Raw genomic sequence first — 15,776 nt, 5'->3', positions numbered from 1 at the left:
GGCGCCTCCGTGTTCATGGCCGCACCCCGACGGCGGACCGCCGCCGCGGCCGGGCGCGTCCCGCCGCGAGCTCGGCTTCCACGGACGCGCACAGCAGGTGCACGATCACCTGGTGGACCTCCTGCACCGTGGCGGTGGCCGGAGCGTTCACGCTCACGACGTCGCCGGCCGCGTCCGCGAGCGGGTTCGGGCGGCGCCCGGTCAGCGCCCACGTGACGAGCCCCGCCTGGCCGGCGGCTTCGACCGCGGCGAGCACGTTGCGGCTCCTCCCCGACGTGGACAGCGCGAGGAACACGTCGCCGGCGCGGCCGTGCGCGGTGACCTGGCGGGCGAACGCGTGACCGGCGCCGTAGTCGTTCGTGATGGCGGTCAGCGCCGACGGCTCGGCGTGCAGTGCGATCGCGCTGTAGGGGGGGCGGTCGTCGCGGTAGCGGCCGACGAGCTCGGACGTGAGGTGCTGCGCCTGCGCCGCGCTGCCGCCGTTGCCGGCCGCTAGCAGGCGCCCGCCCGCGACGAGCACCGTCGCGAGGTGCCGGCCCCACGCGTCGATGCGGTCGACCTCGTGGTGCAGCTCCGCGAGGGGGGCGGCGAGCGCCTCGAGGTGCGCCCTGCCGGTCGGCACGGGGTCGCGGCGGCTCATCATCGGGGCCCCCCCCGGCCGGCGATCGGCGCCGGGGCGGGTTCGCCTCCCGCCGTCACCCGGGCGTCGACGGCGTGCGCCCGCGGGTACGCCTCGAGGGTGCAGGCGGCCACCCGGTCCCAGCCGTAGCGCTCCCGCGCTCGTGCCGCCCCCGCGGCGCCCAGGGCGCCAAGGCGGGCGGGGTCGTCGAGCAGCTCCCGCAGCGCCGCGGCGACCCGGTCGGGTGCGCGGGCGGGGACGTGGACCCCGGTCACCCCGTCGACGACCGTGTCGATCTGGCCACCCACCGCCGAGGCCACGACCGGCACGCCGCAGGCCATCGCCTCGACCGCGACCATGCCGAAGGGCTCGTACCAGGGCACGCAGACCACGGCGTCCGCGGAGCGCATGAGCGCAGGTATGGCGGCGTTGTCCATCCGCCCCCGCAGCTCGACGCGGTCGGCGACGCCGTACGCGGCGGCAAGCCGCCGCAGGCGGTTCGCCTCGGGGTCGCGGTCGAGCTCCGCGGCGGCGGGCCCGCCCGCCACGACGAGCTCGGTGCCCGGCACGCCGCGCAGGGCCGCGATGACGTTGCCGACCCCCTTGCGCTCCACGAGGCGGCTCACGACGACGAGTCGCCGCCAGCCCGGCCGGCGGGGCTCGGCCGGGCCGGTGGGACGGAAGCGGTCGAGGTCGACGCCGCAGGGCACGACCGCCACCCGTGACAGGTCGGCCCCGAGGCGCTTGAGCTCGAACACCTCGTTGCTGCACGTGGCGATGACGCGGTCGGCTGCGGCGAGAATCGACCGCTCCGTTCCCTGCCGCTCCGCCGGGCTCGTGTCGCGGGCGCCCTGGTGGCGGCGCTTCACGACGCCGAGCGCGTGGAACGTCTGGGCCACCGGAATGCCGAGAGGGTGCGCCGCGGCGAGGGCCGCGCGCCCCGACATCCAGAAGTGCGCGTGGACGAGCGCGGGCAGGCGCGACGACCAGCGGGCGGCGAGCCGCGCGGCGAACTCGTCCATGTAGGGCACCAGGTGGTCCTTGCCGATCGCCGCGGGCGGGCCCGCGTCGATGTGGTCCACGACGACGCCGGGGGCGAGCGGCACCGACGGCGGCAGGGCCGGGTCGTCGCGGCGGGTGTGCACGACCACCTTCACGCCCCGGCGTGCAATGGCGGTGGCGAGCTGCGCGACGTGCACGTTCTGCCCGCCGGCGTCCTCCCCGCCCAGCACGGCGAGGGGACTCGCGTGCTCGGACACCATGGCCACGTGCGCAGCGCTGGGGGTCATCGTCCTGCGCCTCATCGGCCAACCTCCGAAAGCGTGCGGTCCCAGTCGGTGAGGAAGCGTGCGAGTCCGTAGCGTTCGAGGGCGGCCGCACGGGCCGCCTTGCCGCAGGCCCGGGCGAGCTCGGGGTCGGCGAGGAAGCGGCGCAGGCCGTCGGCGAGCGTGTCGACCCGCGTGCTCACCACACCCGCCTCACCGGGCACGGCTTCCACCGCCTCGGTCGTCGCCAGCGCGACCACCGGCATGCCGAGGTGCATGGCCTCGAGCAGCGAGAGCCCGAGCGACGTCCAGCGGATCGGGTGCAGGTACGCCCGCCGGCGCGCCATCTCGGCGTGCAGGCGGGCCTGCGGCAGGTCCTCGTACGTCCGGACGGCCGGGGGATCGTCGAGGGCGCCGACCGCCATGCCGTACACGTCGAGCGGCGCGGCCGCGGACAGCGGGGCGAGCAGGTCCGTGCCGGTGACCCGGGCGCGGCGCACCGGCTCGTTCACGACGACCGCGGCGCGGGCGACCTCGCCGGTGTAGCGCTCGCCGGGGTCGACGATGCCGTGCTCGACGACGCGGGTGGGCGTGCAGCCCGTGTCCCAGAACAGGTCGTTGAAGTGGGTGACGTGGACGACCAGGAGCTCGGGACGGTCCGCGGCGGGATGGCGCAGCTCGTTGACCCTGCCCTGCGGGGCGTTGTGCTCGACGTAGACGGCGGGGACGTCGCGCCCGGGCCGCCGGCCGCCGAGCCACTGCCCGGCCATGGACGCAAGCTCCTCTGGCCGCTGGAGCACGACGACGTCGACGTCGGCATCGGCCGCCTGCTCAGGCGTCACCTCCACGACGGAGGCCGGCCAGTCCCAGGTCCGTGCCCGGCCTCGGCCGTCGGGTCCCCGGTCGGGCAGGACCGGCACGAGGTAGGTGTGGGGGCCCTGCACGAACGCCGTCGTCCACGATCCGTGGACGTGCCACAGCAGCACCCTCATCGGACGCCCTTCCCGCCCTGTCCCGAGACGGCCAGGCCGCGGCCGCCGAGCGCGTCGACCGCGTCGAGCACCTCGGCGACGTCGACCCCGTCGATGCAGGGGTGGGCGGGCACCGGGCACTCCCGCGCCCGGCACCCCGCACAGGCCACGTCGCGGTGCAGCAGTGCGTGCGGCACCCGCCACGGGCGCCAGCGCACCGCCGGGACGGTCGGGGCGTACAGGGACGCGACGGGGGTGCCGACGGCCGCGGCGAGGTGCGCGGGGCCGGTGTTGCCGACGACGACGGCGTCGGCTCCGGCCATGAGCCCGCCGAGCTCCGCCAAGTCGGTCCGCCCGCCGAGGTCGGTGACGCCGGGTCGCGAAGGCCCCGACACCCGGGCGGTGAGCGTGGCCTCGTCGGGGGTGCCGGTGACGACCACGGCGCGGCCGGACCGGGCGAGGGCGTCGACGAGCCGGGTGTAGCGCTCGGGTGCCCAGGCGCGGGCGGGCACGGACGCGCCGGGGTGGACGACGACGTAGGGTTCGGCCGGTCGCAGGGCGGCTCCCGCGCCCCCCACGTCGACCCGCATCCGGTCGTCGTCGCCGTCCGGCAGCGTGTAGCCGAACGAGGCGGCGAGCGACAGCGCCCGCTCCACCTCGTGCACGTCGGGATCGATGCGGTGGCGCACGTCGAGCAGCGAGCCCGCGTAGTCGTCGCTGTAGGCGGCGATCTCGGAGATGCCGGCAAGGCGCAGCAGCAGCGCGGTCGGCAGCGCGCTCTGGTGGAACGACGTGAAGACGAGGGCGCGGTCGATCCCTCGCGCACCGAGGCTGCCGGCCAGCGTGAGCGCCGCGTAGGAGTCGAGCAGCGGCGGGTCGGGGTCGATCCACCCGGCCCGGTACACCTCGATGTGGTCGACCCCGGGCAGGAGTCGCCCCGCGGCCGAGCCCGCCGGCCCGCAGAGCAGCGTCACCCGCTGGGCGCCGGCGGCGACCGCCCGCACCGCCGGGCCCGTGAGCAGCACGTCGCCCGCGTTGTCGAGCCGCACGACGAGGACGTGGCTCATCGCCGGGCCACCTGGCCCCCGAGGAGGAGGTCGACGGCTGCGTCGAGGTCGGGCGCGACGACCGGAGCGGCCTCGATCTCCTGCGCGCGGGTCCTCGCCGTCGGGACGAGCACCCCGTGGGCCCCCGCGGCGGCGGCCGCAGCCACGTCCGCGCCGATGTCGCCGACCACGGCACAGCGCTCGGCGGGGACCCCGAGCGCGCTCGCGGCCTCACGCACGAGCCCCGCGGCGGGCTTTCGGCAGCCACAGCCCTCCCCGGGCGCGTGCGGGCACACCGCCCAGTGGGCGAACGGCCCGAGCAGCTCGTCCACCCGCCGGTTCACGGCCGCGACCTGGTCGGCGGTCAGCAGACCCCGGCCCACGCCGCTCTGGTTGCTCACGACGGCCAACGGCACGTCGGCGGCCCGAAGCCGGTCGAGCGCCGCGCGCGCACCCGGCATCGGCTCCACCTTGTCGGGGTCGCCGTTGTAGGGGACGTCGACGACGAGCGTGCCGTCGCGGTCGAGCAGCACGGCGTGGGGCCTTCCCGCAAACCTCACGGCGGCGGGGGCGACACCGCGCGCGGCGACGACGCCGCGCAGCCAGTGGACGCTCGCCGCGGCCGGCAGCACCACGCTCGTCGCGAGCATCGTCGCGACCTCCCCCGGCGTGCGCGGTCCGGGGGCGATGCGCGCCCAGGCGAGCTCGGCGGTGCCGGCGAGCCACCCGGCCGCTCCTGCGACGGCGAGCACGTCCGCGGCGCTGCTGCGGCCGCCACGTCCACCGCGTCTTGTCCGCGGCCCAGGCCGTTGGGCGAGCCCGGCGGCGGCGGCCGCCCCCGCAGCGGTGATGGCGAGGTGCCGCCCGCGGCGCCCGCGGGGGACACCGGCGGCCTGCCGCCAGCCCGCACCGTGCAGCGCGCGCATGAGCGGATCGTCGGCGTTGCCCGCCTGCAGGCGGACGCTGACCCAGGGCCCCGCGGGCCGGGGGGGATGGGCGACGGTCCGCCCGCCGCGGACGATCCTCCACCCGGCGCGCACGAGGCGCAGTCCCAGGTCGGCGTCCTCCCGGTAGGCGCGGGGGAAGCGCTCGTCGAACCCCCCGGCGGCGGCGAGCGCGACCCGCCGGTACGCGAGGTCGGCCGTCGCCCACCGGGCGCGCTCGAGGCCCGCGACGTTGCGCTCCCAGTCGGTGGGGCGCCGGTGGCCGGGCAGCGGCACGTGGACACGGCCCTGGCTACCGGCCACCACCGCGGGCAGCCCGTCGAGGTCGTCGGCCAGGCGGGCGAGCCAGTCGCTTGCGGGGACGACGTCGTCGTCGAGGAAGGCGATCCACTCGGCGTCGGCGGCGCGCCAGCCGGTGTTGCGTGCCGCCGCGGGACCCCGCCCGGGCCCCGAGAGCACGACGACGCGGTCGGTGAGGCGGGCAGGGAGCCGGACCGGCAGCGCAGCCTCGGGGCCGGGCCGGTCGTGGACGAGGACCACCTGCTCGGGCAGCGGTCCCCGCGCGGCGGCGAGCGCGTCGAGCAGGGCGGCCAGCGAGGGTCTGGCGAGGGTCGGGACGACGACCGCGACGCTCATCCCCGCCTGCCTCCGAGGAAGCTCGGTCTGCGGACGACGAACGGTCCGAGCGCCAGGAGGTCGACGGGCGCGGAGCCGAAGCACTCGAGGGCGTCGCGGGGGTCGTCGACCATCGGCCGCCCGGCGGTGTTCAGGCTCGTGTTCACCACGACGGGGACGCCGGTACGCCGCTCCACCGCCTCGAGCATGCGTGCCACGAGAGGTTCGGTCTCGCGGTGAACGGTCTGGATGCGGGCAGTGCCGTCGACGTGCACGACCGCGGGGATGCGGTCGCGCCACTGCGCCCGGACGCGGTGGGTGAACAGCATGTGGGGGCTCGGCAACGGGCCCTCGAAGATCTCACCGGCCCGCTCGGCGAGCACCATCGGCGCCACCGGGCGGAACTGCTCGCGGCCTTTCACGACGTTCAGCCGGGGCAGGTTCCCGGGTCGGCGGGCGTCGGCGAGGAGGCTGCGGTGCCCGAGCGCGCGGGGGCCGAACTCGCTGCGTCCCTGGAACCACGCGACGACCCCATCGGCGACGATCGCCTCGGCCGCCGCCTCGGCGACGTCGGAGGGCCGCTCGTAGGCGACGTCGGCCGTGGTCAGCCAGGCGGCGAGCTCGTCGTCGGTCCATGCGCGGCCGAGGGCCGCGGTCGGCATTGAGCCGATGTCGTCGCCGAGGGCCCGGGCGACATGCAGGGCGGCCCCGAGGGCCGTGCCGGCGTCCCCGGCGGCGGGCTGGACCCAGATGCGGTCGAAGGGGCCCTCCGCGGCCAGGCGCGAGTTCGCCACGCAGTTCAGCGCGACGCCGCCCGCCATGGTGAGGTCGGTGTCGCCCGTCTGGGCGTGCAGCCACCGTGCGAGGTCGAGCAGGACCTCCTCGAGGCGGCGCTGCACCGACGCGGCGAGGTCGGCATGGTCGTCGTGCCACTCCAGGCCGCGCCGGGGCGGCACGAACGCGTCCCAGTCGACCGTCTCGACGCGGAACCCCCCCTCCCCGTCGGCGCGCACGAGCTCGCGGAAGGCGTCGAGATGGCGGGGCTCCCCGTAGGAGGCCATCGCCATGACCTTGTACTCGTCGCTGGACCGCCGGAACCCAAGGTGCTCGGTCACCTCCTCGTAGAGCAGGCCGAGCGAGTGCGGCAGCGCCTGCGCGGCGAGGACCTTCAGCTCGCCGTCCACCGCCCGTCCGGCAAGGTGTGAGTGCGCCTCGCCCCGGCCGTCGAGGACGAGCACGCTCGAGCTCGGCCACGGGGCGGCGAGGTGCGCCGAGGCGGCGTGCGCGACGTGGTGGGGGACGAAGCGGACGATGTCGGGGTCGAGCCCCGGCAGCGCGGACCGGAGGAACAGCGGTGCGCGTCGCGCGAACAGAGTGCGCAGTCCCTCCCACGCGTCAGCGACGATGTCCTGAGGGCCCGGTCCGGCGGGGAACCGCGCAAGCGCCGGCTCGTAGGAATAGGCGACCGCGTCGAGGTCCCCCGGTGACAGGCCCGCCTCGGCCAGGCACCAGGCCGCGGAGCGCTCCGGCATCTCCCAGGCGGAGAAGACGACGTTCGGCTTGCCGTGCTTGCGGCGGGTGAAGCGCTCCTCCTCGGCGGCGGCCACGATCTCGCCGTCGACGACGAGCGCGGCCGCGGGGTCGTGGAAGACCGCGTTCACGCCCAAGATGCGCATGACTTACTTCCTTTCACGGCAAACGTGGTGGCCCCCCTTTCCCAGGTGCGTCGCGCTTACGCATGCTCGGGGAGGAAAAAACCGGAAGGTGATTACCCGAAACGGCAATGGTCGCCGGCCCGGTGCGTCAACCCGGCGTGGTCTGGGAAACGCTGCGGTATGGCACCCGACGACGACACCCTTGACCGCATCCGGGCGGCTCTCGACGAGTCCGTCCGCGTCGACCCCGAGCGCGTGGAGATCCTCCGCGAGGGCGACGACGTCGTGCTGCGCGGCGCCGTCGCGACCCCCGAGGAGGCCTCCGTCGCGGCGATGATCGCCGAGCGGGAGGTGGAGCGCGTCCGCAGCGAGCTGCGCGTCGACGCCGGCCTGCGCGAGCGCACGACCGGCGGCGCCGGCCCGGAGGGCGAGCCGGAGGCTGCCCCCCAGCGCAGCCCCGAGCTCCCGTCCGAGCCCGCCGACGACCTGACCAGCGACGTCGCGGAGGCCCTCGGTGAGAGCCTGCCCTGGGACCCGCCCGACACCCCGTCGTTCACCCCGACGAGAGCGGAGGAGCGGGGCGTGATGGGTCGGGACACGGCGGCGGCCTCCCTCGCGCCCGAGGGGCCGGTCGACGATCCCGACGACGTGGAGCCCAGCGCCCCGGACCTGTCCGCCGCGGAGCTCGAGCGGTCAGCCCGTCCGGAGCGGAAGGAGCCGTGATGGAAGACGCACGAGCCCGCGCGCTGCTGGAAGCCGAGCGCGAGCGCCTGCTCGCTCTTCGCGACGGGCACACGAGCCAGCATCTCGAGCAGTCCCTCGAGGACTCGACCTCCGAGCTGTCCGCCTTCGACCAGCATCCCGCCGACATCGCCAGCGAGACCGTCGAGCGGGAGAAGGACTACTCGGTGCGCGAGCACGTCGAGGCGCAGCTGCGTGAGGTCGACGACGCGTTCCGCCGGCTCGAGGACGGTCGCTACGGGATCTGCGAGGCCACCGGTGAGCCCATCCCCGACGAACGGCTCGAGGCGGAGCCGGCCGCGCGCTACACCGTCGACCACCAGCGCCGGCTCGAGCGCGGCGAGGTCGGTACGTAGGGGCCGGCTCCGGCCCCCCTCGTGTGAACAGCGCACGCGCCGGGCAGGCTTGCGTACATGGAGCGCTACACCGACAAAGCCGCACTTGCCGCCTACAACGTGACCGCATGCTACGAGGACATGGCGACCGCACGCCGCACGATCGAGTCCCTGGAGCGCGCGGGCGTCCCCGGATCGCACATCTCGCTGCTCGGCCCCCAGGCCGAGGAGGCCGCTGAGGCCAGTGACACGAGCTCCCGGGACGAGGAGTTCGGGGAGACGGCCGTGCGCGCCACCCTGGGCGGCGCCGCGACCGGGGCTGGTGTCGGCGGCGCGGTCGGGTTCCTCGCCGGCGCGGCGGCGTTCGGCATCCCCGGCGTCGGTCCCGCGGTGGGTGCGGGGATCTGGGCGGCGACGCTCGGCGGCGCCGCCGCCGGGACCGGCGTCGGCTTCACCGCGGGCGCGATGAGCAAGATAAAGCAGTCCGAGGCCTGGGAGCTCACGTTGCAGGAGGTCGGGGAGGGCTACGTCGTGGTCGGCGCGCACGCCGACGACCGCGACGAGCTCGAGCGCGCCGTCGAGGTGTTGGCGGCGAACAACCCGAGCAGGATGCACCGCTTCGACGCCGAGGGGCACGAGATCGCCGCCTGACGCGCCCCGCCGCGCGACCGTGCGGACGACACCACACCGACGACACGAGGAGGAGCGACCATGGCAGAGGGTGACACGCGAGGCGTGGGAGAGGAGCTGAAGGGCTCGGCGAAGAAGGCCGCCGGCCAGCTCGCCGGCAACGAGCGGATGGAGCGCGAGGGCGAGGCCCAGCGCGAGAAGTCCGACAGCGAGCGCGAGGCCGAGCAGGCGCAGGCCCAGGCCGACGAGAAGCAGAGCGAGGCGCTGCGCAAGGAGGCGGAGCAGCGCGCCAACCAGTAGCGCCCCTCCGCAAGAAAGGGCCCGGCCTTGCCTGGCCGGGCCGTTCTGCGGAATGGTGGGCGGTACAGGGCTTGAACCTGTGACCTCCGGCTTGTCGAGCCGGCGCTCTCCCAACTGAGCTAACCGCCCCGCAGCCGGACATGGTAGCAGGAGTGCGACATGCAGCAGACCTACCTCGGCCGCAGCGGCCTCGTCGTGAGCGAGCTCTGTCTCGGCACGATGACGTTCGGTGGAGCGGCCGACCCCGACGAGTCGGCCGCGATCGTCAAGCGGTTCCGCGACGCGGGCGGGACGTTCTTCGACACCGCTGACGTCTACACCGGCGGGCGCAGCGAGGAGATCCTCGGCGAGATCCTGAGCGGGCACCGCGACCAGGTCGTCATCGCGACGAAGGCCTACGGCGGTACGGGACCGGGTCCGAACGACCGCTCCTCGAGCCGCCGTCACCTCCTCGCCGCGGTCGAGGCGAGCCTGAGCCGGCTCGGGACCGACTGGGTCGACCTCTACCAGCTCCACTCGTGGGACGCGACGACGCCACTCGACGAGACGCTGTCCGCCCTCGACCACCTCGTGCGTTCGGGCAAGGTGCGCTACGTCGGCGTGTCGAACTTCGTCGGCTGGCAGATCGAGCGTGCCTGCCGCATGCAGGACGCCCGCGGCTACGACCGGTTCGTGGCGCTGCAGCCGCAGTACTCGCTCGTCGAGCGCCAGATCGAGTTCGAGACCCTCCCGGCCGCCCACGCGAACGGGCTCGGCATCCTCGCGTGGTCGCCGCTCGCCGCGGGCTTCCTCACCGGCAAATACGCCCGCGGCGAGACCGCCGACGGCAAGGGCCGCTTCGCGCAGTTCGTCGACAACATCGGGGAGCGCGACTGGGGCACGCTCGAGGTCGTGCGGGAGGTCGCCGACGCGCGGGGCAGCCACCCGGCCACCGTGGCGGTCGGCTGGGTGCTGGCCCAGCCCGCCACGATCCCGGTCATCGGCGCCACCCGGGCCGACCAGATCGACGCGAGCCTCGCGGCCGCGGAGCTGCGTCTCGGTGAGGACGAGATCGGCCGGCTGACCCGCGTGAGCGAGCCCGCCCGAGGCTACCCGTGGGACTTCGCGCGCATGGGCGGGCGCCCCGAGCGGGAGCTGCCCGTCGCCTGACCGCAGCCGGTCGCCGCTCAGGCCGCCGCGGAGACTAGAGCGCGCTGCAGCAGCGCGAGCGCCTGCTGCTCGATCTTGCGCACGGTCTCCCGCGACACGCCGAGCTCGCTGCCGAGCTCCTGGAGGGTCGACGGCTCGTAGCCGTTCAGCCCGTAGCGGCGCTGCAGGACGTACCAGCTGCGCTCGGGGAGCTCCCGGCGGGCGGTGTCGAAGACGTCTTCGAGGAACAGCTGGTCGATGACCTCCTCGGCGGGCGCGTCGCTCGCCCGCGCGACGAGCGCCCCGAGCTCGGCGGCGTCGTCGTCACCCGACACCGGCTTGTCGAGCGAGGTGACCGCGAAGTCCACGGCGAGCACCTGGCGGACCTCGTCCTCGCTCAACCGGGTCGCTTCCGCCAGCTCGTCGAGGCAGGGCGGGCGCCCGAGCTCCGCGCCGAGACGCGCCTCCGCAGCGCGGACCTTCAGCAGGTTGGCGTGCACGCCCGTCGGCAGGCGGATGGTGCGCTCGTTGTTCGCCGTGCCGCGCTGCAGCGCCTGGCGGATCCACCACGTCGCGTAGGTCGAGAACTTGAACCCGCGTCGCCAGTCGAACTTCTCCACCGCACGGATGAGCCCGAGGTTGCCCTCCTGGACGAGCTCGTCGAGCCCGAGGCGGGAGCGGCGACCGAACCTGCTCGCCTCGGCGACGACCAGCCGGAGGTTCGCGGACACGAACCGGTCGAACGCCTCGTGCCCCGAGGCGATGCAGGCCTCGAGCTCGTCGCGGGTGGAGGCGTCGAGGTCAGGCTGGGCGCGCAGCCGCTGCTCCGCCTCCCGGCAGGCCTCCATCCGCTTCGCGAGCTCGACCTCCTCCTCGGCGCTGAGCAGCGGCACCTGGCCGAGCTCGGCGAAGTAGAGGTCGAGGAGATCGTCGGGGACGCTCATGCCTCTGGTGTCGCCACCCTCGCGGCTGCCCAAACGGGGGAGGTCACCGGGGGATGGGCCGGAAGGAGCGTCGCAGCATCTCGTGGAGGTCCTGCGACGCCTCCCAGGCGGCGGCGGTGGTCTGGAAGTTCAGTGCCTGCCCGAACTCGTCGGTACCGAACCCGAGGTTGGCGGCCCGCAGCCGGAGGCCACCGTCGGTGTAGGTGTACTCCCACAGCGCGCCGTCGAAGCCCCGGAAGGTGACCGGCTCGATGCGCAGCTCGGTGTAGTCGGCGTAGCGGCTGGCGAAGGACGCGGACATCGCCTCCCACGCCTCGACCGCCGACGGGGGAGGGTCGTCGGTGTAGTCCACCCGCAGGTACGTGGGGGAGTCCGGGTCGCGCAGGTCGACCATGGTCGAGCTCCGCGTGACGACCCGCCAGTCGGCGGGGTGCTCGATCGACCAGCCGAGGTCATGGGTGTAGGTGACCCAGTCGGCGGGCGCGTCTGCCGCATTCTCGGCGGGCGGAGCGGGCTCCTCGGGCACGTCGGCGGGCGCCTCGTCGGGGGCGGGCTCCTCCCCGGATCCCTCAGGCGGCGCGGGTTGCGGGGCCTGCTCCACGGGCGGCGGCCCTGCTGCGGGCCCCTCGGTGCCGTCGTCACCGCGCATGAACGCGGCGGCCCCGCCGAGGGCGGCCACGCCGAGCAGCGCGGCGAGCACCGCCACGAGCGCGGGTCGCCGCCACGACGCGGGTGAGGGCGGCGGGGCGGCCTGCGTGTCGTCCACCGGGGGCCCGGGCGCTGGAGCCGGCTTCTCGACAGCGGGCGGTGCCGCCATAGCCAGGAGGGGCTGGGTGACCGATGACGCCGTGCCGTTGCCCTGTGCGCCGGTGACGACCTCCCGCAGGCGGCGGCGCACCTCGTCGGGCGCCGGACGCTGCGCAGGGTCCTTGGCGAGCAGGTCGATGAGCAGTGGACCGAGGGCGCCGGCCCGCTGCGCACGGCGCGGCTCGTCGTGGAGCACCGCGTGCACGGTGGCAAGCGGCTGGGCCCGGTCGAACGGCGCGAACCCCTCGACGGCGAAGTAGAGCGTGGCCCCCAGCCCCCAGAGGTCTGCCGGCACGCGGCCGGCCCCCTCGCGCGCCTGCTCGGGGGCCATGTACGACGGCGAGCCGAGGACGAGGCCGGTGGCGGTCAGCCGGCTGTCCCCGGTCACCGTTGCGATCCCGAAGTCGGTGAGCTTCACCAGGCCGTCGGCGCTCACGAGCACGTTGCTCGGCTTCACGTCGCGGTGAACGATCCCCCGGGCGTGCGCCGCTTCCAGCGCGTCGAGCAGCTGCATGCCCATGCGCGCCGCATCGGCAGGAGTGAGCGGCCCCTTGCGGCTCACGAGCTCTTCGAGGCTGGGCGCCCGCACGAGCTCCATCACGAGGTAGGCGCAGCCGTCCTCGTCGAACACGTCGAACACCGTCACGGCGCCCGGATGGTTGAGCCGCGCCGCGGCCCGCGCCTCCCGCAGCACCCGCTCGTGGCTGGCGGTGCGCTTACCGTCGGGCACCGCTGCCGGCACACGGATCGACTTCACGGCAACGGCTCGCTCGAGGACGACGTCGTCCGCCGCCCACACGGTGCCGGCTCCGCCGGAACCCAGGCGCGAGCGGAGGACGTAGCGTCCCCCGACGCGCCGCCCGATGTCTTCCGACGTCATCGTTGCCCTCTACCCAGCAGGCGGGGCCGCTACCCCGCGCAGGATCAACTGGGCGGCCGCCCGCCCGCCCGTCCACCCCGAGCCCGGCACGCGGAAGGGTCACACGTTGAAGCGGAACAGCAGCACGTCGCCGTCGCGGACGACGTAGTCCCTGCCCTCCACGCGAAGCTTGCCGGCCTCCCGCACCGCCTGCTCGCTGCCGAGCTCGGCGTAGACGGCGTAGTCGATCGCCTCCGCCCGGATGAAGCCCCGCTCCATGTCGCTGTGGATCTTGCCGGCGGCCTGCGGGGCCCTCGTGCCCTCGGGGATGGTCCAGGCCCGCGCGTCGGTGGGCCCGGCCGTGAAGAAGGTGACGAGGCCGAGGAGCCGGTAGGCCGCGGCGACGAGCTGGTCGAGCCCCGAGCGGTCGAGTCCGAGGTCGGCGAGGAACTCGGCCCGCTCGGCAGGGTCGAGCTCGGCGATCTGGGCCTCCGCCTCGGCGCTCACGACGACGGCCTCGGCGCCCTCCTTGTCGGCGACCGCCCCCACGAGGTCGCTGTGGGGGTTGCCGCCCACCTCCGCCTCACCCACGTTCGCGACGTAGAGCACCGGCTTGGCGGTCAGGAGCCCGAGCTCGCGGAACAGCCCCCGGGCCTGCTCGGCACCCGGGAACGCGCGCGCCGGCTCCCCGGCCCCGAGGTGCGCGTGGAGGCGGGTCAGCAGGTCAGCCTCCGCGACCGCCACCTTGTCGCCCGCGCGCGCCGTGCGCGCGGCCCGCTCGGCCCGCCGCTCGACCGTCTCGAGGTCGCGCAGCAGCAGCTCGGTGTTGATCACGTCCATGTCGCGGCCGGGGTCGACCGTCCCCTCGACGTGCACGACGTCGGGGTCGTCGAAGCAGCGCACGACGTGCGCGACGGCGTCGACCTCGCGGATGTGGGACAGGAACTGGTTGCCGAGTCCTTCTCCCCGGCTTGCCCCGGCGACGAGGCCGGCGATGTCGACGAACTCCACGCTCGTCGGCGTCACCTTCGCGGAGCGCGCGAGCCGCGCGAGCGTGGCGAGGCGCTCGTCGCGCACCGGGACGACGCCGACGTTGGGCTCGATCGTGGCGAAGGGGTAGTTGGCGGCCTCGGCCCCCGCGGCGCTGACCGCGTTGAACAACGTCGACTTGCCGACGTTGGGCAGGCCGACGATGCCGACTTGCAGGCTCATGGGGGTCCGACTCCGCGACGAGGGTGGCTGGCCAGCATGCCGTATGCCGGCCGGCCCCGCCACGACCCCCCGCGGCGCGCTCAGTCGCAGAAGATGACGTCCCCCGACCGACTCGACACGCGCCGTGGGTGGGGGCGCCGGAGATCGTGAGCGCTGGGGGCTCAGAGGAGGCTGGGCAGCAGGCCCTTGCCGGGTCGGCTCGGCCGTTGCTCCTGCAGGCGGTGGAACGTCTCCCACACCCAGCCGTCCCACACGGCCGCGCGGCCCCCGGCGATGTGGAGGCTCTCCAGGGAGGCGCCACGGCCGGCGAGGAAGGCGATGGCGTCGGAGGGCTCCCGGGCGGGGTGCGCGCCGGCGGCGGCGACGGTCACCGCACCGCTTGCGGCGGCAGCCGCCCCGACGACGAGCGAGTCGGGCCAGTTGCGCAGGGTCGTGACCCACGTGCGGTCGGGGTTCATGCCCGCCGCGAGCGCGCGGGAGCGCACCGCCGCCGCGGTGGCGTAGCGGCTGTCACCGGCGATGCGGTCGACGTGGGGGACCACGCGCTCGAGAGCTGCCTGCACGCCCGGGGGAACGACGCCGGTGCCACCGACGATCGTCGCCTGGCCGACCGCGTGGCGGGTGAGCGCGGCGGCGGTCTCCTCGGGCAGGGCGGCGCCGGCGGTCAGGAGGAGGGGACGCCGCTCGTGGCCGGCCAGCGCCGACACCGACACCGCGTCGGGCCACCCGCGGCGGCCGTCGGCGATGTAGGCCCCTTCGCTCGGACGGCCGCCGAGGCGGGCGAGCACGTCAGCCGCGGCAGCCGCCGTGGCGTAGCGGTTGGGTCCGGCGACGCGCTGGGCGGCGCTCGGCAGGGCATTCACCACCGCGTCGGACACGGCGCCGGGCCCCCCGAGGACGTAGACGGTCCGCACCCCGAGGCGCGTGAGCTCGTCGCGTGTGGCCGCGGCCAGCCCACTGCGTGGCGTGAGGAGGATGGGCCCGCCCGCCGCCGCCGCGACCGGGGTGCCCGCAAGGGCGTCGGCGAAGTCGTCGGCCCGAGCGAGCACCGCCGCCGGCGCCCCCTTCGGGAACGCCGCCTTCGACACCGCCACGGCCGTCGCGACCCGGTCCGCACCGGCGACCCGCGCCGCGGTGAGCCCGGCCGGGGGAGCGCTCGCGGGGCGGGTCGTCGCCTCCTTCACGCTCGGTCCGTCGCGGCGGGCCCCGGCCGCGTCGACCGCCACGACCTGCAGGTCGTAGTCGTGGGAGGGCGCGAGCCCGTCCAGGGTCGCCGATCGCGTGCCGGATGCAACCGTGGCGACCGCCTTCCCGTCCCGGCGCACCTCGTAGGCGCCGACCGAGCCGCTCGCAGGGCTCCAGCTCACGCTGATGCTCTCGCCGTCGACGTGCACGCTCGTCACCCGGGCCTCTCCGGGCCAGGCCGCCGAGGGGGTCGGGGCACGGGTCGGCGCGGGGGCCGGTGCGCTCTTCGCCGACCGGTTGTGGTCGCGGCAGGTGGTCCCGCCGTCGTTGTTGTGCACGATGGGGTCGGCCGGGACGTGGTTGTCGTAGGCGGGGCGGCTGGAGCCGGTGAACCGGCCCATGTTCATGGTGGCCCACATGGTGCCGTCGGCGTCGCAGATGATGCCGATGCCCACGGCGTCGTGGTAGCGGTTGAGCATGTTGCGCCGGTGGCCCTCGGACTGCATCCAGCCGCGGTGGG

At 75.3% G+C, this 15,776-nt stretch carries 15 protein-coding genes and 1 tRNA gene; 5 read left to right on the top strand and 11 right to left on the bottom strand.

Going from position 1 to position 15,776, the window contains the following annotated elements; all coding sequences use genetic code 11:
• Window positions 1–13: 13 nt before the first annotated feature.
• From VM324_10245 to VM324_10220, 6 genes are read right to left on the bottom strand one after another with little or no spacing between them, the layout of a single operon-like run.
• On the bottom strand, window positions 14–643 hold the full coding sequence (locus VM324_10245; GenBank protein ID HVL99657.1) for an SIS domain-containing protein: 630 nt from the start codon (window positions 641–643) through the stop codon (window positions 14–16).
• Entirely contained in the window at window positions 640–1,908 is a 1,269-nt protein-coding gene (locus VM324_10240; protein HVL99656.1) for a glycosyltransferase, read from the bottom strand. Before VM324_10240 ends, VM324_10245 begins: the two co-directional genes overlap by 4 nt.
• Window positions 1,909–1,919: 11 nt before the next feature.
• The gene (locus VM324_10235) at window positions 1,920–2,876 is read right to left on the bottom strand and encodes a glycosyltransferase (protein HVL99655.1); all 957 of its coding nucleotides are present in this window, start codon (window positions 2,874–2,876) and stop codon (window positions 1,920–1,922) included.
• Window positions 2,873–3,922 carry a glycosyltransferase family 9 protein gene (locus VM324_10230; protein ID HVL99654.1) on the bottom strand — a complete coding sequence of 350 codons (1,050 nt, stop codon included), beginning with the start codon at window positions 3,920–3,922 and terminating at the stop codon, window positions 2,873–2,875. The genes VM324_10235 and VM324_10230 overlap by 4 nt, the downstream gene beginning before the upstream one ends.
• A complete protein-coding gene (locus VM324_10225) occupies window positions 3,919–5,481 on the bottom strand; it encodes an HAD-IIIA family hydrolase (GenBank protein ID HVL99653.1) in 1,563 nt (520 codons plus the stop codon). The genes VM324_10230 and VM324_10225 overlap by 4 nt, the downstream gene beginning before the upstream one ends.
• A complete protein-coding gene (locus tag VM324_10220) occupies window positions 5,478–7,136 on the bottom strand; it encodes a carbamoyltransferase C-terminal domain-containing protein (protein HVL99652.1) in 1,659 nt (552 codons plus the stop codon). The genes VM324_10225 and VM324_10220 overlap by 4 nt, the downstream gene beginning before the upstream one ends.
• 159 nt (window positions 7,137–7,295) lie before the next feature.
• Between VM324_10220 and VM324_10215 the strand changes: the two genes are divergently transcribed.
• The 4 genes from VM324_10215 to VM324_10200 are packed head-to-tail and all read left to right on the top strand — an operon-like array spanning window position 7,296 to window position 9,121.
• Complete coding sequence (locus tag VM324_10215) at window positions 7,296–7,838, top strand: BON domain-containing protein (GenBank protein ID HVL99651.1); 543 nt, start codon at window positions 7,296–7,298, stop codon at window positions 7,836–7,838.
• A complete protein-coding gene (locus VM324_10210; GenBank protein ID HVL99650.1) occupies window positions 7,838–8,212 on the top strand; it encodes a TraR/DksA C4-type zinc finger protein in 375 nt (124 codons plus the stop codon). Before VM324_10215 ends, VM324_10210 begins: the two co-directional genes overlap by 1 nt.
• 57 nt (window positions 8,213–8,269) lie before the next feature.
• Entirely contained in the window at window positions 8,270–8,842 is a 573-nt protein-coding gene (locus VM324_10205; GenBank protein ID HVL99649.1) for a hypothetical protein, read from the top strand.
• Window positions 8,843–8,902: 60 nt separating this feature from the next.
• Window positions 8,903–9,121 (top strand): hypothetical protein, encoded by a 219-nt coding sequence (locus VM324_10200; GenBank protein HVL99648.1) that lies wholly within the window; start codon window positions 8,903–8,905, stop codon window positions 9,119–9,121.
• Window positions 9,122–9,174: 53 nt separating this feature from the next.
• On the opposite strand, the gene VM324_10195 is transcribed toward VM324_10200, so the two are convergent.
• A tRNA-Val gene (locus VM324_10195) sits at window positions 9,175–9,250 on the bottom strand.
• A 30-nt stretch (window positions 9,251–9,280) separates the two neighbouring features.
• Between VM324_10195 and VM324_10190 the strand changes: the two genes are divergently transcribed.
• Window positions 9,281–10,270, top strand: a complete 990-nt coding sequence (locus tag VM324_10190; GenBank protein ID HVL99647.1) for an aldo/keto reductase — start codon at window positions 9,281–9,283, stop codon at window positions 10,268–10,270.
• 17 nt (window positions 10,271–10,287) lie between these two features.
• Here the strand turns inward: VM324_10190 and VM324_10185 are convergent, their stop codons facing one another.
• From VM324_10185 to VM324_10170, 4 genes are all read right to left on the bottom strand, one after another.
• A complete protein-coding gene (locus VM324_10185) occupies window positions 10,288–11,193 on the bottom strand; it encodes a sigma-70 family RNA polymerase sigma factor (protein HVL99646.1) in 906 nt (301 codons plus the stop codon).
• A gap of 43 nt (window positions 11,194–11,236) precedes the next feature.
• On the bottom strand, window positions 11,237–12,880 hold the full coding sequence (locus tag VM324_10180) for a protein kinase (GenBank protein ID HVL99645.1): 1,644 nt from the start codon (window positions 12,878–12,880) through the stop codon (window positions 11,237–11,239).
• Window positions 12,881–12,979: 99 nt separating this feature from the next.
• Complete coding sequence (gene ychF, locus VM324_10175; GenBank protein ID HVL99644.1) at window positions 12,980–14,071, bottom strand: redox-regulated ATPase YchF; 1,092 nt, start codon at window positions 14,069–14,071, stop codon at window positions 12,980–12,982.
• Between the two features lie 161 nt (window positions 14,072–14,232).
• Window positions 14,233–15,776, bottom strand: a 1,544-nt coding sequence (locus tag VM324_10170) for a cell wall-binding repeat-containing protein (GenBank protein HVL99643.1), incomplete at its 5' end; no start/stop codon positions are given.

It is taken from the genome of Egibacteraceae bacterium (assembly GCA_035540635.1).
GTDB lineage: Bacteria > Actinomycetota > Nitriliruptoria > Euzebyales > Egibacteraceae > DATLGH01.
Note: the sequence above shows the minus strand (reverse complement) of the source record. Positions and strands in the feature narration are given on the sequence as shown.